At 64.8% G+C, this 24,590-nt stretch carries 21 protein-coding genes; 14 read left to right on the forward strand and 7 right to left on the reverse strand.

Annotation, left to right across the window (positions count from 1 at the left end; all coding sequences use genetic code 11):
• Positions 1-17: 17 nt before the first annotated feature.
• On the reverse strand, positions 18-308 hold the full coding sequence (locus SOQ14_RS10750; RefSeq protein WP_322898101.1) for an FAD assembly factor SdhE: 291 nt from the start codon (positions 306-308) through the stop codon (positions 18-20).
• Positions 309-380: 72 nt separating this feature from the next.
• Here SOQ14_RS10750 and recG point away from each other — a divergent pair, with 72 nt between their 5' ends.
• Positions 381-2,456 carry an ATP-dependent DNA helicase RecG gene (gene recG / locus SOQ14_RS10755; RefSeq protein ID WP_322898102.1) on the forward strand — a complete coding sequence of 692 codons (2,076 nt, stop codon included), beginning with the start codon at positions 381-383 and terminating at the stop codon, positions 2,454-2,456.
• On the opposite strand, the gene SOQ14_RS10760 is transcribed toward recG, so the two are convergent.
• From SOQ14_RS10760 to SOQ14_RS10770, 3 genes are all read right to left on the reverse strand, one after another.
• Positions 2,435-2,962, reverse strand: coding sequence for a low molecular weight protein-tyrosine-phosphatase (locus tag SOQ14_RS10760; protein WP_322898103.1), 528 nt, complete (start codon positions 2,960-2,962; stop codon positions 2,435-2,437). The genes recG and SOQ14_RS10760 overlap by 22 nt on opposite strands.
• 101 nt (positions 2,963-3,063) lie before the next feature.
• A complete protein-coding gene (locus tag SOQ14_RS10765; RefSeq protein ID WP_416232754.1) occupies positions 3,064-4,449 on the reverse strand; it encodes an ABC1 kinase family protein in 1,386 nt (461 codons plus the stop codon).
• 66 nt (positions 4,450-4,515) lie between these two features.
• On the reverse strand, positions 4,516-5,289 hold the full coding sequence (locus SOQ14_RS10770; protein ID WP_322898104.1) for an SDR family NAD(P)-dependent oxidoreductase: 774 nt from the start codon (positions 5,287-5,289) through the stop codon (positions 4,516-4,518).
• A 78-nt stretch (positions 5,290-5,367) separates the two neighbouring features.
• Between SOQ14_RS10770 and SOQ14_RS10775 the strand changes: the two genes are divergently transcribed.
• Entirely contained in the window at positions 5,368-5,850 is a 483-nt protein-coding gene (locus SOQ14_RS10775) for a DUF3429 domain-containing protein (RefSeq protein WP_322898105.1), read from the forward strand.
• A gap of 55 nt (positions 5,851-5,905) precedes the next feature.
• The gene (locus SOQ14_RS10780; protein WP_322898106.1) at positions 5,906-7,078 is read left to right on the forward strand and encodes a cyanophycinase; all 1,173 of its coding nucleotides are present in this window, start codon (positions 5,906-5,908) and stop codon (positions 7,076-7,078) included.
• On the opposite strand, the gene SOQ14_RS10785 is transcribed toward SOQ14_RS10780, so the two are convergent.
• Both SOQ14_RS10785 and SOQ14_RS10790 read right to left on the reverse strand, forming a co-directional pair.
• Positions 7,075-9,282 (reverse strand): putative bifunctional diguanylate cyclase/phosphodiesterase, encoded by a 2,208-nt coding sequence (locus tag SOQ14_RS10785; protein WP_322898107.1) that lies wholly within the window; start codon positions 9,280-9,282, stop codon positions 7,075-7,077. The genes SOQ14_RS10780 and SOQ14_RS10785 overlap by 4 nt on opposite strands.
• Before the next feature lie 409 nt (positions 9,283-9,691).
• The gene (locus tag SOQ14_RS10790) at positions 9,692-10,699 is read right to left on the reverse strand and encodes a PepSY-associated TM helix domain-containing protein (protein ID WP_322898108.1); all 1,008 of its coding nucleotides are present in this window, start codon (positions 10,697-10,699) and stop codon (positions 9,692-9,694) included.
• Positions 10,700-10,771: 72 nt separating this feature from the next.
• Here SOQ14_RS10790 and SOQ14_RS10795 point away from each other — a divergent pair, with 72 nt between their 5' ends.
• The 11 genes from SOQ14_RS10795 to SOQ14_RS10845 all read left to right on the forward strand — a co-directional run bounded on the left by SOQ14_RS10795 (position 10,772) and on the right by SOQ14_RS10845 (position 23,648).
• A complete protein-coding gene (locus tag SOQ14_RS10795) occupies positions 10,772-12,823 on the forward strand; it encodes a TonB-dependent siderophore receptor (RefSeq protein ID WP_322898109.1) in 2,052 nt (683 codons plus the stop codon).
• Between the two features lie 15 nt (positions 12,824-12,838).
• The gene (locus SOQ14_RS10800) at positions 12,839-13,567 is read left to right on the forward strand and encodes an ABC transporter ATP-binding protein (protein ID WP_322898110.1); all 729 of its coding nucleotides are present in this window, start codon (positions 12,839-12,841) and stop codon (positions 13,565-13,567) included.
• Complete coding sequence (locus tag SOQ14_RS10805) at positions 13,564-14,970, forward strand: DUF3526 domain-containing protein (RefSeq protein WP_322898111.1); 1,407 nt, start codon at positions 13,564-13,566, stop codon at positions 14,968-14,970. Before SOQ14_RS10800 ends, SOQ14_RS10805 begins: the two co-directional genes overlap by 4 nt.
• 4 nt (positions 14,971-14,974) lie before the next feature.
• A complete protein-coding gene (locus SOQ14_RS10810) occupies positions 14,975-16,333 on the forward strand; it encodes a DUF3526 domain-containing protein (RefSeq protein WP_322898112.1) in 1,359 nt (452 codons plus the stop codon).
• A gap of 215 nt (positions 16,334-16,548) precedes the next feature.
• Positions 16,549-18,345 (forward strand): TonB-dependent receptor, encoded by a 1,797-nt coding sequence (locus tag SOQ14_RS10815; protein WP_322898113.1) that lies wholly within the window; start codon positions 16,549-16,551, stop codon positions 18,343-18,345.
• 53 nt (positions 18,346-18,398) lie between these two features.
• Positions 18,399-18,812, forward strand: a complete 414-nt coding sequence (locus SOQ14_RS10820) for a DUF2946 family protein (protein ID WP_322898114.1) — start codon at positions 18,399-18,401, stop codon at positions 18,810-18,812.
• Positions 18,813-18,886: 74 nt separating this feature from the next.
• Positions 18,887-19,417, forward strand: coding sequence for a DUF2244 domain-containing protein (locus tag SOQ14_RS10825; RefSeq protein WP_322898115.1), 531 nt, complete (start codon positions 18,887-18,889; stop codon positions 19,415-19,417).
• A gap of 17 nt (positions 19,418-19,434) precedes the next feature.
• Positions 19,435-19,962, forward strand: a complete 528-nt coding sequence (locus tag SOQ14_RS10830; protein ID WP_322898116.1) for a copper chaperone PCu(A)C — start codon at positions 19,435-19,437, stop codon at positions 19,960-19,962.
• The gene (locus SOQ14_RS10835) at positions 19,955-20,608 is read left to right on the forward strand and encodes an SCO family protein (RefSeq protein ID WP_322898117.1); all 654 of its coding nucleotides are present in this window, start codon (positions 19,955-19,957) and stop codon (positions 20,606-20,608) included. Before SOQ14_RS10830 ends, SOQ14_RS10835 begins: the two co-directional genes overlap by 8 nt.
• Positions 20,609-20,637: 29 nt before the next feature.
• Complete coding sequence (locus SOQ14_RS10840; protein WP_322898118.1) at positions 20,638-22,752, forward strand: TonB-dependent siderophore receptor; 2,115 nt, start codon at positions 20,638-20,640, stop codon at positions 22,750-22,752.
• A 14-nt stretch (positions 22,753-22,766) separates the two neighbouring features.
• Positions 22,767-23,648, forward strand: coding sequence for a DJ-1/PfpI family protein (locus SOQ14_RS10845; protein WP_322898119.1), 882 nt, complete (start codon positions 22,767-22,769; stop codon positions 23,646-23,648).
• A gap of 72 nt (positions 23,649-23,720) precedes the next feature.
• Here SOQ14_RS10845 and SOQ14_RS10850 read toward each other — a convergent pair whose 3' ends face one another.
• On the reverse strand, positions 23,721-24,104 hold the full coding sequence (locus tag SOQ14_RS10850; protein ID WP_322898120.1) for a DNA methyltransferase: 384 nt from the start codon (positions 24,102-24,104) through the stop codon (positions 23,721-23,723).
• Positions 24,105-24,590: the final 486 nt, after the last annotated feature.

Genomic DNA, 24,590 nt, shown 5'->3' on the forward strand with positions numbered 1-24,590 from the left:
CCGCGCGGCCATCTTCGCTAACGGGGAATATCGACGTAATCGAGCCGCTGCATCGCGGTGAGCAAGCTGCCGGCGAGATGATCGGGCGCAGGCTGCGTGCCAAGCGCCCAGGCCATCACATCGACATCATCGGCATCCAGCAGCGCTTCGAACCACGCCAGTTCCGGCTCGCTCCATGTGGCAGCATAGCGATCGAAGAAGCCGCCGATCATGTAATCGGCCTCGCGCGTGCCGCGGTGCCATGCGCGGAACTTCGCGCGGGCGAGACGTTGTTCGAGAGAGGGGCCAGCGGAGAGGGTGTCAGTCATGGGCCCCACCTAGCCACAGCTTGTCACAGGCACAACTCGCAATAGGCGGACAGGGATGGTAGCGAAGCCGCGATGCGCCCCGAGATCCTCAACCCGCTGTTTGCCGAAACCGCCAGCCTTGATGGTGTCGGGCCGAAGCTGCTGAAGCCGCTCGAACGGCTCGGGCTGACGCGCATCCGCGATCTCGCCTATCACCTGCCCGAACGCTTTGTCAGCCGCCGGGCGCTCGCCGATCTCGATGAGGGCGCAGAAGGCGAGCAGGTGATCCTTGCGCTCACCCCGATCGAGCATCGCGCGCCGCGGGCGGGCAGCCGCGGGCCTTATCGGGTGCTGGCGCAGGATGCCAAGGGCAATGTCTGCGCACTGACATGGTTCGGCAAGGCGGCCTACACCGCCAAAAAGCTGCTGCCCGTGGGTGAAACGCGCTGGGTTGCGGGCAGGCTCGATCGTTATGGCGACATGCTCCAGATGGTGCATCCCGATCACATCGAGGAAACAAGCGCTGCGCATCTCGCGCGGCTGAACGAGCCGGTCTATCGCCTTTCCGAAGGTCTTACCCAGCCGCGTATCGCCGGATTGGTGGCGCAAGCCTTGGCGCGGCTGCCCGACCTGCCCGAATGGATCGAGCCGGGGCAATTGTCGCGCAGTTCGTGGCCCAGTTGGCGCGACGCGATCCAGCTCGCGCATCATCACGAACATCCCGAAGCGCGCGAGCGGCTCGCCTATGATGAACTGCTGGCAAACTCGCTGGCGCTGCTGCTGGTCAAGGCCGAGGGCCGCCGCCGCAAGGGGCAGGCGCTGGTCGGCGATGGGAGCTTGCGCGCCAAGCTGGCCTTGCCCTTTGCGCTGACAGGGGCGCAGGATCGCTCGATACGGGAGATTGCCGGCGACATGGCGCAGGAAGCGCCGATGCTGCGCTTGCTGCAAGGCGATGTCGGTGCGGGCAAGACGGTGGTGGCGCTCAACGCCATGCTGATCGCGGCCGAAGCGGGCAAACAGGCGGCGCTGCTCGCACCGACCGAATTGCTCGCCCGCCAGCATTTCGAGACCCTGCGGAAAATGGCCGCGCCCACCGGCGTGGAGATTGCGCTCTTCACCGGGCGCGACAAGGGCCGTGCGCGCGAAAGCATCCTGATGGGGCTGATCGATGGTTCGATCCAACTGGTTGTCGGCACCCACGCGATCTTTCAGGACGCGGTGCAATATCGCGATCTCGCTCTGGTGGTGATTGATGAACAGCATCGCTTCGGGGTTGCCCAGCGGCTTGCGCTGGCGGCCAAGGGCAGGCGGGCGCCGCATACGCTGGCCATGACCGCGACCCCGATCCCGCGTTCGCTCACGCTGGCGCAATATGGCGAGATGGATGTCAGCCGCCTCGATGAACTGCCGCCGGGTCGGCAGGCGATCGATACCCGCGTCGTGCCGCAGGAGCGGATGGAGGAAGTCGTCGCCGGTCTGGAGCGGCACCTTGCGACCGGCCAGCAGGCCTATTGGGTCTGCCCGATGGTGCGCGAGATCGATGGCGTGCCCGACATGGCCGATATTGCGGCAGCCGAGGCGCGCTATGCGGCGCTCAAGGAGCGGTTCGGCGATCAGGTCGTGCTGGTGCACGGGCAGCTTCGCCCCGAGGCCAAGGATGCCGCGATGGAGCACTTCGCCAGTGGCAAGGCGCGGCTGCTGGTGGCAACGACCGTGATCGAAGTTGGCGTTGATGTGCCCGCCGCGACGCTGATGGTGATCGAGCAGGCCGAACGCTTCGGCCTTGCCCAGTTGCACCAATTGCGTGGCCGGGTGGGGCGCGGCGCGGAGAAATCGACCTGCCTGCTGCTGCGCGGCGCGGCGCTTTCGGAAACGGCACGCGCCCGGCTGGCGCTGATGCGCGAGACGCAGGATGGGTTCCGCATTGCCGAGGAAGATCTCGAATTGCGCGGTGGCGGCGAATTGCTCGGCACACGGCAATCGGGCGACGCGGCGTTTCGGCTTGCCAGCCTCGATCACGTGCAGCGCTTGCTGCCGATCGCCCATGCCGATGCCCGGCTGCTGATGGAGCGTGATGGCGGGCTGACCAGCGCGCGCGGCGAGGCGGCACGCATCCTGCTTTATCTGTTCGAACGCGACTGGGGCGTTCAGTTGCTGCGCGGCGGATAATCGAACGGCGATGCGCTCGCGCTGGCGAGATAGGCCAATCGGCTTGCCATGGCCTCGGTCGCCCGCGAAATCAGCTGCCACGCGGCGAGAAAATCGGCTTCATTGCCGTGATAGGGATCGGGCACACCGCGTCCCTGATGCCCGTCGAGCCAATCGAGCAGCAGCATGACTTCGGCATGGGAATCGCGCGGGCGGCGCGCGTTGATCCCGGCCAGATTGGCGCTGTCGAGCGCGATGATGTGCGAAAAGCGCTGGAAATCCCGGGCTTCGATTTGCCGGGCGACCTGATCCCCGATGGCAATACCATGCGCTGCCGCTGTGGCGATCGCGCGCGGATCGGGTGCATTGCCAATATGATAGGCCGCGGTTCCGGCTGAGTCGATGAAGCAATCGATCCGATGGCGTGCCACAGCCGCGCGGAATGCACCCTCGGCCATCGGGGAGCGGCAAATATTCCCAAGGCAGACAAACAGGACTGCCATGTGATGTTGGGGCCTTCCATGCATGGGTAGCAAGACTACCAGCGCAGGAAATGCTTGTCCAATAGAAGAAGTTTAGGTGAATTCTGCGCAAAATTTCACCCAAGGCCCAGCCTTTTCGCCGGTTGTCAGGCCACTGATGCGGGGGCCGGTGCGGTGCTTGCGAGAACTTCCTCGGTGATCCGGCGGATATTGACCTTGGCTTTCAACCGCGCACCCAGCAGCGCGGTGCCGCTTACCTTGCGCTGCACGAAGAGCGTTTCGATCGGCGGGAAGGCCCAGGTGTCCTTGTCCTGCGCGATGGCATAGCCTTCATCGCGCAGCAGCGGGATAAAGGCGCGGTCGCCGAAATCGAAGGGCGCATCGGCGCGCATTTCATTGATGACAATATCGATCATGCGGCCAACCCGTTCGGGGTGCTTTTCCGCGACAATCGGCATCATGAACCCCGCATCGAGCGTGGCTTGCAGCACTTCCTCGGCATTGCCCTTGAGCCCTGCTTCGAGCATGCGGCGATAGCCCTTGGCGACATCGGGATCGACCGGACGGCAGGCTCCGAAATCGAGCAAGATGATCTCTCCCGTCTCCCGTCGGTAGCGGAAGTTGGCGAAGTTGGGATCGGTCTGCATCACGCCGAAATCGAACAATTCGCGCGCCACCAGGCGGATCAGCCGGGCGAAGACTTCATCGCGGCGGGCGGGCGGCTCGTTGCCGAGCTCTTCGATCGAGACGCCTTCTTCAAAGCTCATCGCGAGGATCGCGCCGCGTGTCAGCCCTTCGTGGAGGCGCGGGACGACAAAGCCCGGTACATCCGCCAGCTGTTCGCGGTAGAGCTTCATCTGCTCGCCTTCACGCTGGTAATCGGCTTCTTCGTGGAGCTGCTTCTTGGCAGCGGCCATCAGCTTTTCGACCTCCAGCTCGGGCGGGGCAAAGCCCGCCACCTTGAGCAAGGTCATCACGTTATCGACATCGCTTTCGATGCTTTTGGCCACGCCGGGATATTGCACCTTGATCGCCAGCTCTTCGCCATCGCGGGTCAGGGCCTTGTGCACCTGGCCAATGCTGGCGGCTGCGATCGGGCGCGGATTGAACCAGCGGAACTGCTTGCGCCAATCGGGGCCCCATTCGGATTTGAGCACCTGATCGAGCTGCTTGGTCGGCATGAAATTGGCCTGATCGCGCAAGGTCGCAAGGATCCTGGAAAGCTCGTCCGGCAGGAAATCGCCGGCATCAAGGCTGATCATCTGCCCCATCTTCATCGCCGCGCCGCGCAGGTGCGAGAGGCGATCGGTCAGACGCTGGACATTGCCGGGGGTGAGGATCAGATCGCGCGCCGAAATCCCTTCGCCGCTGGCGAGCCGCCGCGCCCCTTCGGCCACCATGCCGCCCGCGACCCCGCCCACCAGCCGCCCGAAGGTGCCGATGCGCGCCATCCGGCCGGCCGGCACCGCTCGCTGGCGGCTGCGATCATGCGGGAGCTTGTCGAAATCGGGAATGCTGTCGTCGTCGGACACGGGGCGGGGTTTCCGGTTTGGGGAGGGTAGGGGGCTAACGGTCGGGGCGGGGCGGTGTTCCGCAGGTCAGGAAATGCTCAGGCCGCCATCAACCGGCAGGCATTGCCCGGTGATGTAATCGGAATGGGGCGAGGCGAAGAACACGGCGAGGCCTTCAAGCCCGGCGTGATCCCCCGGACGCCGCAGCGGGATGCGCTTGGCCATCCATGCCGCGAATTTGGGATCGGCCTTGGCTGTGATATCGGTTTCGTAGAAGCCGAACAGCAGGGCATTGGCGGTGATCTGATAGCGCGCCAGTTCAAAGGCGGCGGCGCGCGTCAGCCCGTTGAGCGCCGCCTTGGAGGCGGCATAATCGGACGAGCGGTTGACCCCCATGATCGACTGGCCCGATGAGGTCGCGATCAGCTTACCACCCGGATCGGCGCGCCCCGCGCGTTCGATCATATGACGGGTGACGTGCTTGTAAACCAGCGCCGCGCCCCGCGTGTTCACCGCCATGGTATGGTCCCAGCCTTGCGCCGTGATGTCGGGAATAGCGGTGCCCGCACCCGAAATCCCGGCATTGGCAAAGCAGGCATCAATCCGCCCGAACGCGCCAAGCGTGCGCTCGATCGCGGCGGCGATAGCATCATCCTCGGTCACATCGCAGGTGAGGGCGATGACATCGCCATCCCCAAGCCCACGCAATTCCTCGACCGCGGCGGCGTTCTTGTCCACACTGCGCGCGAGGATCGCGACATGCGCGCCCGCCTTGGCCAGACCGCGCGCCATCGCAAGGCCAAGCCCGCCATTGCCGCCCGTGATAAGGGCCGTGCGGCCCGCAAGGTCGAATAACGCCATGGCGCAATCTGTGGCGCAATCGCGCGCTGGCCGCAAGGCATCCGGGAACCACCCGCGCAGGCGCGCTTTTGGGGCTTCATGGACGGACACACCTCGCTTTCGACCCCTGCGCTGTCAGGGGCTGCCCGCGCGCTCGGCTATGCCGGGCTCCTGCCCCAGATCATCTGTCTCGGCCTCGTGCTGATCGGCCATGAATGGCGCTATTCGGCGCTGGCCGGCGGCTTTGCCTATGCGGCGGCCATCTTCAGCTTTCTGGGCGGCGTGTGGTGGGGGCAGGCGGTGCAAAGCGCCAAAGACGGGCAACCCGCAACCACCGGCGCCTATCTCCTCGCTGTCATGCCGAGCCTGCTGGCGGTGGCGCTGTTCCTGCCGTGGACCTTCGGATGGGAATGGCCGGGTCCGGCGCTGTTCTATCTCGGCACGCTTATCGCACTGTCGCCCTTCGTTGACCGGGCGCTGGGCTTTGCCGCGCCTGATTTCCTGCGGCTGCGCTGGCACTTGTCGCTCGGGCTGGGGGGCTTGACGATCGTGCTCGGCTTTACCGCAGGCAGCATCATCTAACCGCTTGCCTTGCTGCGCCCCCGCCGCCACTCTGGCGCGCGGAAAAGGGGACGCGATGCGATACATCATGATCATGCTTGTGGCACTGCTGGCCTGTGCCGCACCGCTTCGGGCGCAGGGCCAGCTGGTGATCGTCGGCGGCGGGCTCGCCGATGATAATGACACGGTGTTCGCGGCGTTTCTCGAAGCCTTGCCTGCACCGGATGCGCTGATTGCGATCATTCCGGCGGCTTCGGGCGTACCCGCCCAGTCTGCTGCCGCCTTCGCCGCGCAGCTCACCCGGCGCGGGGTCGCGCCCGAACGCATCCGCATCATCCGGCTTGCCGTTGAGGATGATCCCGACACGCCCGAAGATGAGAGCCTGTGGCGCGGCCATGGCGAGGACGCAGGCGAGATCGCGCGGCTCGCCGATGTGGGCGCGATCTGGTTCACCGGCGGCGATCAGGCGCGCATTCTGGCCACGCTGGTGCGTGCCGATGGAACAGACACCACGATGCTCGCGCTGATCCGCCGCCGCTTGGCCGCAGGCGCGGTGATCGGTGGCACCAGCGCCGGGGCCGCGATCATGAGCGACCCGATGCTTGTGCAGGGCGACCCGCTAAGCCTTGTGCCCGGCGCGGGGCCGGATCGCGAGCCGATCGAGACCGGGCAAGGGCTGGGTTTCCTGCGCCACGCGCTTGTCGATCAACATTTCGGCGAGCGCGCACGGCTGATCCGGCTGATTGCCGCGCTGCAGGTGCGCGCGGCGGATAGGCGCATCGGGCTGGGGATTGATGAAGACACCGCGCTGGTGGTCGCGCCCGATCAACGCACGGCGCGGGTTGTCGGGCGCGGGCGGGTCACTGTCGTCGATGCGCGGACCACTGCCTATCCCGCCGGGCCGACATGGGCGGCGCGCGGCACGAAGGTGGGCCTGCTTGGCAACGGAGAGAGCCTTGATCTCACTAGCTTGCAACGTTCGGCCCAAGCCGCGCCCACGCCTGCGCCCCTGTCCACCCCTGCGCCATGCCTCTCGGCGACAAGCGCTGCCGGTCTGCCTGCGAGCCAATCAGAGCTGATCGCCGCCATCAGCGATGCTTTGGCGGCTGGCGGCGAGACGACCTGTCTGGTGAGCGCGGGGCAAGCAGGCCTCGCGCTGAAGTTCTCGCGCGCGGCCGATGCATCCGATCCGTGGCTGCGGCTCGACGCCACCCCGGTGACAGTGCGGCTTGAACCTGCGGAACGCTAGCTGCCCAGCTCAAGCTGGACGAATTTGGGCGCACCGCGCTGGCTTTCGCGCCACTGGGCGAGAGCCGCGCTGCCCGCGCCAAGCGCTGCCAGCGGAATCCCGGCTTCGGCCAAAGCATAGGGCGAAATCCGGTGCCGGGTCATGAACCCGCCTGAACCATCGCTGATCAGCGGGGTTTCAAACTTCAGCCCCTGGCTGCTTTCAGTCGAATTGACGACCGTGCTCACCACCAATTGCCCATGGCCGAGATCCAGCACCACTTCGGTGCCAACCGGCACCCCGGCAAGACCGGCGATCCGCGCTCCGGTTTTGGAAAGATTGCGCAGCAGCACATCATAGTAATGATCCTCATGGATCAGCCCGACCTTGCGCAAAATGGTGATCCGTTCCGAGCGATAGCGCGGCGGGCCTGCGGGCGGGCAATGGATGCCGCCCTCGGCAAACCGCGCGAGCACCTCGGCTTGGGTCATGGCGCTGGCGTAAATGAAGCCCTGCACCAGATCGGCCCCGCGCTCGCGCACCAGCGCCAACTCGTCCATCGCCTCGACCCCTTCGGCGACGGTGGTGATGCCGAGCGCTTTGGCCAGCGCCACGATCGCGGTGATGATGGCCGGGTTGGTATCGCCGCTTGCGGTGCAGCCATGCACAAAGCTCTGGTCGATCTTGATCTTGTCGAAATGGCCATGCTTGAGATAGCCGAGCGAGGAATAGCCGGTGCCGAAATCATCAAGCACCAGCCGCACGCCCAGTTTGTGCAGCGCCTCGATCATCCCGGTGATGTTGCCATGATCGCCGGCAAAGATGTTCTCGGTGATTTCCAGTTCGAGCCGCGGCGGTGACAGGCCCGAGATTTCCAGCGCTGTCGCCACCTTGCGGTGGAAATCGGGCTTCATGAATTGCTTGGCCGACACATTCACCGCCACGCTGATGCTTTCCGGCCAGCGCAGCGCATCGCGGCAGGCCTGATTGAGCGCCATTTCGCCCAGCATCAGGATCAGATCATGCTCTTCGGCCAGCGGAATGAAGATCGCGGGCGAGATCGGGCCATGCTCCGGATGATCCCAGCGCAGCAACGCCTCGAACACCTTGACCTCGGTGGTCACGGGATCAACCACCGGCTGATAGACGACCTCGATCTTGCCGGTTTCGGCCGCTTCCCGCAGGTCGGCAACCAGCTGCGCGGCTTGCCGGGCTGCGGCGTTGAGACCGCTGGTGAAGAAGCGGAAACTGCCGCGCGTTTCCTTGGCGGCATAAAGCGCCATATCGGCGGCGTGGGTGAGTTCGCCCGCATCAAGGCCATCATAAGGCGCAATCGCAATTCCGATCGAGGCCCCGATATTCGCGCGCTTGCCGCTGATCTGATAGGGCTGCGACAATTCGTGCACGATCCGCTGGGCAAGATCGGACAAGGCGCCGCGATCATCCATATCGGGCAGCAGGATCTGGAATTCATCCCCGCCTAGCCGCCCGATCTCGCAGCGTTCCCCAAGGATCGCCACCAGCCGCCGCGCGACCTGCTGGAGCAGGTCATCCCCGGCGTGGTGCCCCATCGTGTCGTTGATCTGCTTGAAGCGGTCGAGATCAAGCATCATCAGCGCGCAGCTGCGCTGTGCCTGCCGGAAGGCGGCGAGAATGGTGCCAAGCCGCTCGCCAATCCGGCGGCGGTTGGCAAGGCCGGTCAATTCATCGACCTGCGATTGGAGCGCGGCCTCCATCTCCTGAAGATATTGCGCGGTGATATCGACCGCGCTGCCGCGATAGCCGAGAAACCGGCCCTTGCTGTCATGCAGCGGGCGGCCAGCGAGGCGCCACCAGCGCGATTGGGTGTCGGTGCTGCCGGGCTTGGGTATGCGAACCTCGACCACATGATCATCGATCCGCGCGCGCGATCTGCACTTGAACCCCAGCGCCCGCTGCGAGCCGCTGCCGGGCAGGGCTTCGGTGTCGTGGAAAAAGGCGGTGAGTGGCTGCCCGAGCGGGCTTTCCCCCGCGCTCTCGAAATGGTGTAGTGCCCGCGAGGAGAGGAAGATCAGCGTGTCCTGCGCATCGGTGGCCCAGAACAGGCCCACGCCGAGCCGTTCAACGTCAGCGAGAATGCTGCCACTCAGGCTCGCGGCCTTGCCCGCGCGGACAGGACGGCTCTCGCGGCTCGCGTGCGGGCGAGAGTCAGGGCTGCGGCTCGATCTCAGAAAACCGATCGGCATGGTGTATCCTTCAGCGGCGGCCAGGCCACCGCTTGCGGCAGCGGCCCAACGGACGGATCAATCCGTTCGCTTGCGGGATTATCTGCAAAGGGTTGAAAAATGATTGAAATTTGGAGGTGGCTATATGCCGCAGGTTAGTCGCCGTGGGGGGCGGGGGGGTAGTTTAGGGGAGATCGCGCAGCGGCTTAACGAGAGGCACATCGAGGCCCCGATAGGTGGCAGCTGGCATCCTTCAGGGGTGAAGCGGGGGTGCTGGAGCGATTGGAGGCCTGATGCCTGCTTTTTTCTGAGCGAGAGCAAGAGACCGGCAGCTACGAAGCGACGGAAGAAAAAACATGCCGTTCGGTTGTCGACCCCGAAGTGGTCATCGTGGAACTGATCCAGCCCGAGTTCGGCGATCGCTAGGCCTTCATTGCTTGATCTGCCGCCTTGCCCTCGTAAACATCCAAACGCCGGTCAGCCACATCATCATGGGCATGAGGCTCGCTCCGGCCATAAGCCAGCGCCCTGCGTGCCCAATGGCGGACCCGCCATGCAATCCGCGGGCGAATGCATTTGTGGATGTCAGGATGTCTAACCTGTCGCTGATAACCGCATCTGCTTTGGTATCGATCATGATGATCCGCATCATCCCGGCCTGGTTTTCGACAATGGCGCGGACGGGTTCGTCGGGCTGCCCCCCGAGCGAAATGCTGCGCAGTTTGGCTGTGCCGTCATGAGCCTTGACGATGCGCGCGATCTTTCCGGCAGGCGGCGCGGCTGAGGGAAGGTGCGCGTGATTATGCATCGCTGTTTCCAATCGGCCCGGCCACGTCAGCACGATTGTCGTAAGTGCCATCGTCAACAGAAGACCTGACGACCAGATGCCGACCAGATTGTGCAGGATCCGAGCACCGACTTTCGCTTGCGGTTTGCGCGGCGCGGTTTTCAACTTGCGCGTGGGCTGCGCCAGCCACAGCCAAACACCCGAGCCAGTCGAAACGAGCAACGCCCAAGAAAGAGCGAACATCAACCATCGGCCGACATCGCCGGCAAAGAAACGCGAATGGAAGACATGGATCTGGCCGATCACGCTGCCTTGGTGACTTCGCGTGCCCAGGATTTGCTCGCCCATTCCATCAACTGCCACTTCGATATGCTCGCCAGACGGCATCGTGGCACCAACATGCATCACGGCTGACGCGCGCGGGAAATAGATAAAGTCCAGTGACATATCCGGGTGAGGGGTTGTGACCGCAAGAATGGCTCGGTTGATGGCGGCGTTATCATGCGCGCCCTTGGTCGGGTAAAACGCGGGCGCGGCAATGGCATCGGTCTCCGCCCACAGCGCCAGCGGCAAGCCGCTGAGCGCGACAAGAGCGACGGGCAGTCCCAGGACAAGGGAGAGCCAACGATGAATCTGCAGGATTCTGAACATGAGCGTTGCTAAATGTAATGTTGTTACATATCAACCGAAGAACTAGGGGCGCATTTGGGCATTTCGAAAGACATGAAGAACATTGTTTTGGCTGCAGCGATTTCCATGCTGCCGACCGCGCTGCAAGCCCAGGAAGTGGGCGCAGCAGACGAGGGCAAGGCGGCCGATATCGTTGTGACGGCCACAGCCATCGCCAAGCTGGACGTGCCGCTGGCCGAAACCCCGCAGAACATCACCGTCATCACGCAAGACGCCTTCGAGCGCCAGAACGCTACCAGCGTCGAGGAAATCCTGCGTTACGTGCCTTCTGTCCAAGCCGAGCTTGCGGGACGATCAGGCTTCGATGAATTCCTCGTGCGAGGGTTCAATCAGTCCCGTTACCAGTTCCGCGATGGTCTGCGGCTTGATCCGGGCTATCTTCAGCAGCAGGAGCCGGGCGGACTGGCGTCGATCGAGGTTGTGAAGGGGCCGGCATCCGTGCTGTTCGGACAGATTGCGCCGGGCGGTGTGGTCAACATGACGAGCCGCGTCGCTTCACCTGAGCGGGTCGCCGATTTCACCGCGACCATCGGCACCGACGACTTTTATCGCCTCACAGCTGATATTGGCGGGGCGCTCAACGAAAGCGGCACGTTGTCCGCGCGCGCGCCGATTGTCTATGCCTCGCGCGGGGACACGCAGGACTTCGTCGGGGCCGAGCGGATCTTCGTGGCGCCCAGCGTCACGTGGCAGCCGAGCGATGCGACCAAGCTGACACTGCTCGCGCTTTATCAACGCGATGATTACGACCGCACCATCGGTGTGCCTCTGTTGGGCACCTTGCAGCCGAGCCCCGCCGGACCGATCCGGCGTTCGCTGTTTCTGGGCGAGCCCGATCTTGATCGGCTGACGTCGGAGCAGATTCAGATCGGGTATCAGTTTTCGCACCGGTTCAGCGATGCGATCCAGTTCCGCTCGCGCCTCAGATATAGCAATTTCAACATTGAAGGCCCGATCGTCCAGGCACCGCGCTGGGGCTCGACACCGACCAGCATTACCCGGCGCGGGTTCGACTATACGGGCGATCGCAAGATGCTTTCGACCGACAACCAGCTGGAAGCCGTGTTTGGCACTGGCAATATCGAACACCGGATGATGATCGGGATCGACTATCAGGACTTCACCGATCGCAATTCGGGCGAATTGTTCGCCCTTGCGCCGATCAACCCTAACGCGCCCGTCTATGGCATCGCTCCCGTGCCGTTGGGGCCGTTCTTCTCGGCTGACGTCGCGCTGGAACAGGTCGGTATCTACGCCCAATATCGGGCTAAGATCGCGGAGCGGTTCATCATCGTTGCCGGGGTGCGGCAATCGGATTCGGACACCAGCAGCACCGATGTGCTCCCAGGAACAACCCGCACACAGGACGACAGCGATACCAGCTTCAACGCGGCGGTGATGTATGTCAGCGACGCGGGGTTCTCGCCTTATCTCAGCTACAGCCAGTCGTTCGAGCCGCAGTTCGGGTTCGATCCGCTCACCAGCGGCGAGACCCCGCCGCCTTCACAGGGCGAGCAGATCGAGGCAGGTCTGCGCTGGCAATCGCCCGATCAGCGGCTGTCGGCGCAGGCAGCCATCTTCCAGATCGACCAAACCAACATCGTCAATGGCGATCCCGCCAATCCCGGCTTCAGCGTGCTGATCGGCGCGCAGCGGCACAAAGGGGCGGAGATCGAGCTTAGCGGCCGGATCGGCGAGGCGCTGATCCTGCAGGCGGGCTACACCTATCTCGATGCCAAGGTGCGGGCCAGCAACAATGGCGATGTCGGCCTGACCTCGCTCAATGTGCCCGAAAATTCGCCGAGCATGTTTGTGACGCTGCTGGGCGATGCCGTGGGGCTGGTAGGCAGCGAAGGCAGCATCGGGGTGCGCCATGTCGGCGAGCGCCGCGCAAATGATGCGCTCGACATCCTCCCCGCCTTCACCGTGTTCGACGCGGCGGTGCGCCATGATTTCGGGCCTTTCGAAGCCGCGCTCAATGTGAAGAACCTGTTTAACGAGACCTATTTTACCGGGGGCGATTTCCGCGCGGTCTTCTTTGGTGAGCGGCGTCAAGTGCAGCTGACCTTGCGCGCAGGCTTCTGAGCGAGTTACAGGATCATGAACACACAACCTCCCGTGCTCCAGACCACAGGGCTCACCAAGCGGTTCGGCGCAGCAGTGGCGCTCGATAGCCTCGATCTTGAGGTCGCGCCGGGGGAGACTGTGTGCCTTCTGGGGGCCAACGGGGCGGGCAAGACAACAACCATCAACCTGTTCCTCGGCTTTCTGGAACCGTCGGCTGGGGCTGCGCTGGTCGACGGGGTGGAAGTGGCCCGCGACCCGGCCGCCGCACGGCGCAAACTCGGCTATGTGGCGGAGGTCGTTGCGCTCTACCCCACCTTGACCGGAGCAGAAAACCTCGATTTCTTCGCGCAGCTTGCGAGCGAACGTGTCGACGTCGCGTCCCGTGACGCGATTCTGACGAGGCTGCGGTTCCCCGAACGTGCGATCGACAAGCCAGCGGGCACCTATTCCAAGGGAATGCGCCAGAAGCTCGGGCTTGCCATCGCGCTGATGAAGCAGGCCAAGGCGATCCTGCTCGACGAGCCGCTGTCCGGCCTCGATCCGGCAGCCGCTAATGATTTGGTCGCGGTGCTGCGCGAGACGGCGGCAGGCGGGACCGCGCTGCTGATCTCCACCCACGATATCTTCCGCGCCAAGGACGTCTCCACCCGCATTGGCATCATGCGGCACGGCCGGCTTCTCGCGATGATCGACCCCGCGACCCTTTCTGCTAGCGAGTTGGAGGCGATCTACCTCACCCACATGGCTGAGCGCGCGGTATGAGCATCACCGCTGCGATCATTGCCAAGGATCTGCGCGAGCTGCGGCGGGATCGGCGGGTCGTTGTCATGGCATTGCTGGTGCTTGCCCTGGCCTTGACCGCACTTGTGACCGCCTATGCCCGCATCAGCGCCTATGAAGCCGACCGCGCCGCCACCATCGTCGCCGACCGCGTGACATGGGAAGGTCAGGGCGAACGCAACCCGCACAGCGCTGCGCATTTTTCCAAATGGGCGTTCAAGCCGCTGACGGCGCAAGCCGTGCTCGATCCCGGCATCACCGCCTTTGCCGGCAGCGCGGTGTGGATGGAGGCGCACAACCGCAACCCGGCAGTCGCACGTCCCATCGACGATCAGACGGTGATTTTGCCGAGCGGCGATTTCAGCCTCGCCTGGGTGCTGCAAGTGCTGATGCCCCTGCTCGTTGCGGTGATTGCTGCAAGTTCGGTGGCGCGCGAGCGGGAGAGGGGAACGCTGCGGCTGATGCTGGCGAGCGGGGCAAGGTCGGAAGCGCTTGTGAAGGCCAAGCTCGCCTCGGTTGGCGTGGTGACGCTGGCGCTCGGAGGCGCCGTAAGCGTGATCGGCGCGGTGGCTGCGGCAGGCGCCGGGCCGTTCGATCCGGTGCGCCTCGGCCTCTGGATGCTGGCATATGGCGGATTTTTGTCGGTCGTGGCCGCTGTCGCCGTGGCCGTGTCGCTGCGCGCACGATCATCAGGACAGGCGTTGATGATCCTCGCAGGACTTTGGTTGTTTGCCGTTGTCCTGACCCCGCGCGCCGCAGCCTCGGTGGCGGAGGCGGCTGCGCCAACGCCCACAGCTGAACGGTTCTGGGCCGATGTCGCTGCTGCAAAAGCCGCATACCCCAGCCCCTTTGCTGACGGCATGGAAGCCTTCGGGGCCAAGGTGATGGCGCAATATGGCGTCAACCGGCTTGAAGACCTGCCGGTGAGCTTCGGTGGCTTGCAACTCGAAGAGGACGAGCGGCTCGGCAATCTGGTCTATGACCGGCAGTTCAGCGCGCTTTTCGCCATCTACGAGCAGCAACGCGCAGCCTTGAGATGGGCCAATCTCGCCTCGCCCCTGCCCGCCTTGCAGAACATCTCGATGGCGCTGAGCGGCACCGACATGCCGCATCAAATCGCCTTCCAGCAACAAGCCGAGCGCCGCCGCCGCGCCGTGGTGACGCAGCTCAATACCGACCTGATCCGGAACGGCGCTGGAGCCGATTTCGACTATCTCGCCAAGCCGGGGCTCTGGGCCGAAGTGGAGGATTTCGCTTTCGAACCGCCCTCGCTGGGCGAGACGCTAGCTAGCCTTTGGGCCGATGCGCTGATCCTGCTGGCTTGGCTGGCCGGCGCGATGGTGCTCGCGCTCCGCTCGGCGCGGCGTCTGAACGAGGCAGGGTAACGGCGTGCTAAGGCTGATCGCGCTCGAACTGCGGATCGTGCTGCGCGACCGCGCCGCGCTGTCGCTGCTGGCGGTGCTGGTGGGCGCTTTAGCGCTCGCCTGCCTCTCAGGGGCAGCGCTGATGCAGACCCAGATCGAAGGCCGCGAAGAGGCCAAGACTCTGCAAAGCGAAGCGGTCCAGCAATGGCGCAAGCGGCTTGCCGATGCTGAACTTCCACCTGAAGAGGCGATTCTTAGCCCCTACCGCTTGCGCCAGGTCCTGATCGCACCACTGCCGGTTCTCGCTGATTTCAGTGCCGGGCGCGCGCCGGTTGATCCTTACACAACCACTGTCACCATGCGCGCGAGCCGGAACACGCTGTTCCAGCGCAGCGGCCTCGACAACCCCGAGCTGCTGGTGCGCGGCGGGATCGATCTCGGATTCGTGGTGGTGGTGCTCGGCCCACTGGTGCTGATTGGGTTGCTCTATGGCCTGTTCGCAGCCGACCGCGATAGCGGCATCGCACAGCTTATCTCAGCGCAGGCGGGAAGCCCGGTTAGGTTGATCGGCGCGCGCATCGTGCCCCGTCTGGCACTGGTGCTGTTGCCGATCGCGGCGGCGGTGCTGGTGTTGCTTGCAACCGGGCCGGATATTGCGGGCCGCTGGCAGGCAGCGGGAATTTGGCTTCTGGTGGCCGCGCTGTTCCTGTTGCTGTGGGCGGCGTGCGGAGCATGGGTCAACAGCTTCGCCATCGGGGCAGAGACCGCCGCCTTTACGCTGGTGGCGCTGTGGGCGCTCATCACGCTGGTGCTGCCCGCCGCCTTCTCCGCGATCGTGCAGGCGGGCTACCCGCCGCCCTCGCGCTTTGAACAGATCGCCGCCGCGCGTGCCACAGAAGTCGCTTCGACTGAGGCCTACGAGAACGACCACCCGGAAATCGCATCGGGCGAGTTCGAGGGCCGCCTCGCTTCAATCCGAAAGACATGGGACCTGGCGCAGAAGGTGGAAGCGGCGACCGCACCGATCGACCGCCGTTTTGTCGACCAGCTTGCCGGGCAGCAGCGCTTTGCCGAGGCACTGTCATGGGCGTCGCCCGCATTGGTGGCCAAGCGCGCCTTGGAGCAGGCAGCGGGAACTGATCCGACGACAGGCCACGACTTCCGCAGGGCGAGCGAGGCCTATCTCGCTGCGTTTCGCGCCTATGGCGGGGGCTTCGTCGAGCGCGGGGCGATCATGCAGCCGGCCGATGATGGGCGGATTCCGCGTTTTTCGTGGTTGCCCGCGAAATCGAGCCCTTGGGCCGAGATTGCCGCCCTCATCGTGCTAGCCGCCGCGCTGATGGTGCTTGCAATCCGGCGTCTTGCACGCCCGGCATTGGCGTGATGGCGGTGCTTGGAAGACGGACAATGAAGGCGCTGGCAGGACCCCTTTGCCTTGCCTCGCTACATCCGGCTGCCGCACAAGCCCCCGATCCGCCCGCTGAACAATCTCCCGATCCTGCCATCCCAGAGGACCGCCCCGGTGCGCCGCCGATTGCACTGGTGAATCGCTCCGAAGAGAACGTTATTACCCAGGCCTCAGACGCGTTCGGGACCAGCGTGGGCGATGAAACAATCGGCCTCTATAGTGGCGGCAATGTGCGCGGCTTTTCCGCCTTTGCGGCGCAGAACGTGCGGATCGAAGGGCTCTACTTCGACAATCAGGGCCCGCTCAGTGATGCGGTGCGCGCCGGATCGACGATCCAGGTCGGCATTTCCGCGCTCGGCTACCCGTTTCCGGCGCCGACCGGGATCGTCGATTTTTCGCTGCGACGGGCGGGCGACAAGCCGGTGGTCAGCGCCCGCACCGGCTTCGGCGATTTCTTCGCGCCCTTTGCCACCGTCGATGCTGCGCTGCCGCTGGCCGGCAATCTCGATCTCAATGTCGGCGCAGGGGTGGAAGAGTTCGTTTACCCCGATGGCGCGGATTTCTGGTTCGTCCGCTATGGCGGGGTTGCGCGCTGGCGGCCTGCTGACGGCGTGGAGTTGACCGGCTTCTACAGCCGCTACGACTATTTCGACGAGCAACAGACCCCAGTGATTTTCACCGCCGGCGCTTTCCTGCCCAAGCGCATCGCCCGCAATCGCTTCGTCGGACAGAACTGGGCCGACTGGGCGGGCCACTCGCAGAATTTCGGCGGCATGGCGAAGCTATCGCGCGGGGGCTGGCGGATTGGACTGGGGTTTTTCTCCTCGCGCTTTACCATCGACCAGTTCGGCGCGAACTTCTTTGCCAATACGCAGGCCGATGGCAGCGCCGAGCGGCAGGTGCTGCTCGGCCGCGATCAGGTGACGCAATCCTATTCCGGCGAGCTGCTGGTGGAACGCGATTTCACCGAAGGCCCGCGCCGCCACCGGCTGCTTGCCTCGGCCCGGTTCCGTCAGGTTGATGACGATCTTGGCGGCTTTGCTTTCCGCAGCCTCGGCCCCGGCATGATCGACGTCGCCGATCCGGTTGCCGAGCCCGGCGTCGCCTTCGGCGCATTGACCCGCGATAAAATCCGGCAAGAGACCGGGGCATTGGGTTACGGGATGCTGTGGCAGGGGCTGGGCGAGATCAATCTTGGCGTGCAGAAGACCCGCTACCGCAAGGAAGTCCGTGCGCCCGGCCTTGCCCCGACCGCCAACGAGGACAGCCCGATCCTGTGGAACGCATCGGCCGCACTCACCGCTATCGACGGCATCGCGATCTATGCTGCCACCACGCGCGGGCTGGAGGAAAGCGGCACTGCGCCCGCCTTTGCCGCCAACGCCAACCTCACCTTGCCCGCCTTGCGCACCCGGCAGGTCGAGGCGGGGGTGCGCTGGACGCTGGCAAAAGACGTGAAGCTGATCACCGGTCTGTTCGACGTGCGTCGTCCGTATTTCGAGCTCGATACCGACAATGTCTTCCGCGTGCTCGGTGAGGTGAAGCACCAGGGCGCGGAGGTCTCGCTGACGGCGCGGCCGGTGGCGGGCCTCAATGTGGTTGCAGGAGCGGTTCTGATGCGGCCCCGCGTTACCGGCGAAGCGGTTGAGCAGGGGCGACTGGGTGAAAGGCCGCTGGGCCGGGTAGGCACGACGCTCGACCTCAGGATCGATTATCAGCCACCTGCCTTTGATGCCCTGTCGGTCGATCTCGGCGTCAACTACACGGGTGATCGCGCGGCGCGGATCGACAACAGCCTGTTCATCCCCGAGCGCGCGATTGTCGATCTTGGTACACGCTACCGCTTCAAGCTCGGCCGCAGCCCGGCCGTGCTGCGCGCGCAAATTGCCAACCTCACCAATGTATTCGGGTGGAACGTCACCGGCGGCGGGGGTTTCCAGTTCATCCCCTCGCGGCGGTTCAATCTTTCGCTTTCGGCGGATTTCTGATGTGACTGCGGCATCGTGACACAGGCCCAAGAGATGGTTATGGCACTGCGTGAATGACCCGCCTGCGCGCCCTGATCCGTGACCATGCCCGGCTGACGCTGGTGCTGCTGGCGCTTGCGCTGGCGGTGAAGGCTGTGGTCCCGGCGGGGTTCATGCTCTCGGCGGGCGGTGACCGGTTCCTGACGGTGACGATCTGCTCGGATGCGAACGGGACGCCCAAGCAGATGCAGATCGCCATCCCGGGCAAGCAGGATACGGGCGGCGATCATTCCGATGCAGCCGCCAAGGCGACGCATTGTGCCTTCTCGGGCCTCGGCCATTCCGCGCTCGGCGGGGCCGATCCGCTGCTGCTGGCGGGGGCGATTGCCTTCATCCTGCTGATCGGCCTTGCCCCGCTCCCTGCGCTGCCCCGGCGCGATATTCCCTTCCTGCGCCCGCAATTGCGCGGGCCTCCAGCTACCGTCTGACACCCTGAACCCTTCGTGTCGGTAAGCCCGGCTGTGCGCCCTTGCGGCGCGGCGGGCTGTCGGAGCTTTTTTCCATGTATGCCATTCATAGCTGCCCCGCCGGGCAGCCAGACGCGGGCCACCCCGCGCGGCGCGCCGAGCAAGGCGGGCTGATCCTGCACTTGCAGGCAAACCGCTCGCACCTGTCGCAGGATGCGCGCGTCACCTTCACCGTGCTGATCGCCGTGTTCATGGCGATGGCGATCCTGCCTGCGTTACGCGGGCAGTGGCTGGTGCCCGCCTATGCGATCGGCGCCATGGCGCTGCTGGTCGGAGTGCTCGATTGGCACCGTCGCACCCGGCCCGCGACCGAGTGGCTGGCGCTCGACGGCGGCCGGTTGCTCTGGCGCAGTCTTGCGCACGAGACCGTCGAATGGCCGCTCGCCGCAACGCGCTTCGTGATCGATGATGCGGTGCCTGCGCGCCTGCGCCTGTTCCTCGAACACCGCGCTCGCCGCATCGAGATCGCCACCTGCCTCGGCCTCGATGAGCGCCGCGCGGTCGCCGATCTCATCGCCTCCGAACTTGCCGCCGCCCGCCGGGGCGCGGCTCCCCCGGCTCTCTAATCCTTGGAGACCTTGCCATGATCCGTAACTGTCTTGCCGCCGCCCTGCTGGGCTCCGCCGCCATCCTCGCAGGCTGCAACGCCGCGCCCGAGGCCGATACCCCCGCCGCCACCGAAACCGCCGCCAGCAGCATCGCCGTGACCGAACCCTGGTCGCGCGAGACCGCCGAGGGCCAGAACGCGGGCGGCGCCTTCATGACCATCGCCAACACCGGCACTGACGCCGACCGCCTCACCGGCAGCAGCACGCCGGTCGCGGGCCGGGTCGAGATCCACACCATGATGATGGAGGGCGACGTGATGCGGATGCGCCAGCTCGCAGACGGGCTGGAAGTGCCCGCAGGCGGCACAGTGACGCTCAAGCCGGGCAGCTTCCACGTCATGCTGATGGACCTCAAGCAGCCCTTGAAAGCGGGTGAGAAGGTGCCCCTGACGCTGACCTTCGCGGGCGCAGGCGCGCTGGAAACCGAGCTCGAGGTTCGCCCTGCCGACGAAATGCCCGCGATGGACCATAGTGCACACGGCGGGGACAAGCCCCATGGCTGATCCCTTCCCCGAGCTTGAGGACGTCTCCCCGCAGCGGCAGGCCGAGGGGCTGAAGACCCTGCGGCTCGCTCTGTGGGGCGTGGTGGTGCTGGTGGTGGGCATGGGCCTTGTCGCCATGCTCGCCCCCGACCGCACCCCGCCTGCGAGCGATCAGGCGGCCTATGGCGACCTCATCGGTGGCCCCTTTTCGCTCACCGCCCCGGATGGCTCGCGGGTGACCGACCAGACGCTCAAGGGCACGCCCTTCGCGATCTTCTTCGGCTTCACTCGCTGCCCCGACGTCTGCCCGACCACGCTCTCGCGCATGGCGCAGTTGCGCAAGCAGCTGGGCAAGGATGGCGACAAGTTCCGGATCGTCTTCGTCTCGGTCGATCCCGGTTACGACAGCCCGGAAGACATCGGCCGCTATGTCGAACTTTTCGGCACCCCGATCCTAGGGCTGACCGGCACCGACAGGGAGATCGACGCGGCGGTCAAGGCCTACCGCGCCTTCTACCAGAAGGTGCCAACAAAGGACGGCGACTACACCATCGACCACACCGCCAGCGTCTACCTGATGGACGCTTCCGGCCGCCTCCAGTCGATCATCGCCTACGACGAATCCAATCCCAGCGCCCTCGCCAAGCTCAAGCGGCTGGTGGGCTGAAACCTCTCTCACTCAAGGACACGACGACAATGAACCGCATTTCCCTTGCCGCCCTGCTGGCGGCCACCGCGCTTGCCACCCCTGCCTTGGCGCAGGATAAGGCCCCCGAACCCGAAACCGGCGGCTGGACCCCGGGCAACATCACCGTCACCGGGACGCGCGACAGCTATGCCGCCGACGAGGCCAGCGTCACCCGCACGCCCGTCCCACTGATCGAGGTGCCGCAATCGATCCAGGTCATCACGTCGCAGCTGATCAAGGATCAGGAACTGGTGACCCTCGACGAAGCTCTGCGCAATGTCTCGGGCGTGGTGCCCTCGCTGCCGTCCGAAATCGTGCTGGTGAACCCGATCGTGCGCGGGTTCGAGGCCGAGATCTTCACCGATGGCCTGATCGGCTATGGCGATACCGCGGTGATCGATCCGGGCAGCCTGTGGAATGTCGAGCGGATCGAAGTCGCCAAGGGGCCGACCTCGACCCTGTTCGGTGGCGGGATCGGCTCGCCGGTGGGCGGGCTGATCAACCTCGTCTCCAAGACCGCCAACGGCAAGACCCTCCTCGATGGCCGCTTGCGCGCGGGCAGCTTCGAGACATACTCCATCGCCGCCGACGCGGGCGCAGCAATCACCGACAGCCTCTCGGCCCGCGTGGTCGCCGAATACCAGTCGTCCGAGGACAATATCGACGTGGTCGAGATCGAGCGACTGCTGATCGCCCCCTCGGTGCGCTTTGCCCCGTCCGAGGACACCGAAATCGTGGGCCGCTTCACCTACACCAGGATTGCCCAGCTCGAATATGCGGGGCTTCCGGCGATCTTTGTGGGCGATCCGCGCGTCGATCCCGAGCGCTTTACCGGTGCCACCAACGCGCCTGACACCGAGGTGGAGAACCTCACCGCGCAGCTCGAATGGACCCAGCGCCTCTCGGACGGCCTGACCTTCAACCTGCGCGGCCGCCGCTACGAGAACGACTTCCGCGAATTCGCCTCCTCGCCCTTCCTCGCCTTCTTCCCCTGCGGCGCGGCCTCGGGGCTGAACGCGACGTCGTGTCCACAAATCCGCGCGCAGCTTCCCGCCAGCATCGACGAATGGACGGTCGACGGCTCGCTGACGGCTGAGTTCGCCACCGGTGCCATCAGCCACGTGGTGCTCGGCGGGGTGCAGTGGGACCGGGCGGATTACGACGCGGCGATCGGGTTCGATCTCTTCAATGTCGAGGCCTTCGACTATGCCGATCCGGCGGCCGATTTCGACTTCTTCCCGATCCCCGCGCTCTCACAGTTCAACACCAACCGCTACGAGACGCTGGCGGCCTATGTGCAGGACCAGCTGACCATCGGCGAGCGGCTCCACGTGCTCGCCTCGCTGCGCTATTCGCGGCTCGGCCTGACCGAGTTCGTTGGCGGGGCGGGCAATGACGAGGTCTATCACGAATGGGACCCGCGCGTGGGCGTCACCTTCGATATCACCGAGGGCGTCAGCCTGTTCGCGGGCTATGCCACCGGCTCGCGCCTGTCGATCTTTTTCAACGGCACCAACAGCCCCGTCCCCGAGCGCTCGGAAAGCTGGGAGGGCGGGGTCAAGTTCGCGCTTGGCGACACCGGCCTGTCGGGAACCATCGCCGCCTTCCGGCTCGACCGGACGAACGTGCCGACGCCTGATCCGGGCACCTTCTTCACCTCGATCCAGACCGGCGCGCAGCGCAGCGAGGGGATCGAGGCGGATGTCATCTACGAACCGAACCCCGCTTTCTCGCTGCTGGCGAGCTACGGCTACAGCGATGCGCGCGTCACCGCCGATACGGTGATCCCGGTCGGCAGCCGCCTGCCGCGCGTGCCCGATCATCGCGGGCGGATCGCCGCGCGCTACCGCTTCCTCGACGGGTCGATGGAAGGGCTGGAACTGGGCGCGGGTGTCACGGCGGCCAGCGACAGCGTGATCGCGCTGCCCAACGGCGCCGAGGTCGATGGCTATGTCGTCGCCGACGCGCAGGCGAGCTATGAGATCGGCGGGATGCGCGTCGGGCTCCGGGTCGATAACCTGTTCGGCGCCGACTACTTCGTGCCCTACCAGTATTTCGCACAGGACGTGGTGCGCCCCGGCAACCCGCGATCGGCCTTCGTGACGCTCGGCTTCGGTTTCTGAGAGGAGGACAACCCATGACCATCGATAGACGCGCCCTGCTGGGCGGCATGACGGGGGCGGCGCTGCTCGCCCCCTACCTCGCGCTCGAAAAGGCGATGGCGCAAACGGCGGGGAGCCATGCCGGCCACACCCCCGCCGCCGGTTCGCCCAGCCTCGAGGAACAGCAGGCGATGGCCGCGCACCAGCAGTCGATGCAGGAGCTATTCGGCGAAAACCTGTTCCGCAACGAGCACATCGCGATGCTGCTCTATCCCGGCTTCACCGCGCTCGATCTGGTCGGCCCGCACTACTTCTTCGCCTGCCTGTTCGGCGCGAAGGTGCATCTGGTGACGACGGGAGCCGATTTGGCGCCGGTGGCGTCCGACCTCGGCCTTGCGATTGCGCCCACGGTGACGCTGGAGGACACGCCTGCCGATCTCGACGTGCTGTTCTTTCCGGGCGGCACGCAGGGCACGATGGAGGTCATGCGATCCGAGCGGACAATGGCCTGGGTGAAAGACTGCGCGTCACGCGCGAAACACATCACCAGCGTGTGCACCGGCTCGATGATCCTCGGCAAGGCGGGACTGCTCAAGGGCAAGCGCGCAACCTCCCATTGGGCAACCTTCTCGGTGCTGGAGGATTTCGGCGCCATCCCGACCAATGAGCGCGTGGTGAAAGATGGCAACATCCTGACCGGCGCAGGCGTTTCGGCGGGGCTCGATTTCGCCATCGCCCTGACCGAACAACTGCGCGGCCGCGACTATGCCGAGGCGCTGGTGTTGCAGGCCGAATACGCGCCGGAGCCGCCGATTGTGGCCGGTTCGATGACCACCGCTTCGGCCCCGGTCAGCAACATGATGAGCCAGATGTTCGCCCCCGTCGCAGAGCAATTCCGGGCGCTGGCCAAGAGCTGAGTATCCAGTCGATTGAGCAGGGCTACATCGAGCGGCCCGGCTCAATCGAAGAGGCGGAAAGCAGCCATTCGCCTAGATATCTGTGCCGTCCGGGTTCTTGATGGGAAACCACATGGTCGGCCTGTCGGACCGCAGGCTGTTTTTGCCGTTCTTCTTGAGCAGCCGGTCGCGGAAATAGCGACCTTCTTCGTCGGGGCCCCGATAAGCCTCGATGAGCGACGGATCCGGCTTCTGGCGCAGCTTCGCCATTGTGGTATCGCGCGCGTAAGCGAAGATCAACACGTGGTCAGGAGTGACTGGAACCTTGTTATCGTTGGGTGAGTCAACCTTTCGCCAGAGAAACGTTGCGATGAAATTGGACCTACCTAAGACCTCATCCATGATGACCTTGAGGTAGTGTCCTTCACGATCATCTGCTTGTGCGAAGATAACCCCGTCGTCAGCAAGAAGCCTCAAGCCTGTCCTTCATCAAAGATAGCCAGATTGAGTGCTCTAAAGCACATGCAAGGGAGCCGACGAAACCCGGTCCCTCGTTGGTCCCGTGCAGTTCTCCAAAAACGACGAAGCGCGCTTTCTGTTCAGCCACATCCGATCATCCGGTCGGCAAATCGCAAAGGGTCGCAGCCTGCTCCGGTTCTTCTGCCCACGTCGTAACGCTACCTGCCAGAGCAAGTGAGGATGCGAGGACAAATAAAGGCTGCTTCATGTTTTGGGCCCCAAGACTTGCCCATAATATCAGCTTTTTCATGGCGTTAAACTAAGCGCATGGCCGAAATGGGTGGATTCTTGCCGTCGGCAATGTATGCCTAAGACTATGGCGAGGCTCGGTGAATCGATCACGAGATTTTGGCGGTGGTTCATAACTCCCCCGTCGCCTGCCGTTCTTTGGAAGCGAGCGGCTCGGGCACTTTGGACGACGCCGCCGATCATCTTGTTTCCCTT

It is taken from the genome of Erythrobacter epiphyticus (genome assembly GCF_034653295.1).
GTDB lineage: Bacteria > Pseudomonadota > Alphaproteobacteria > Sphingomonadales > Sphingomonadaceae > Erythrobacter.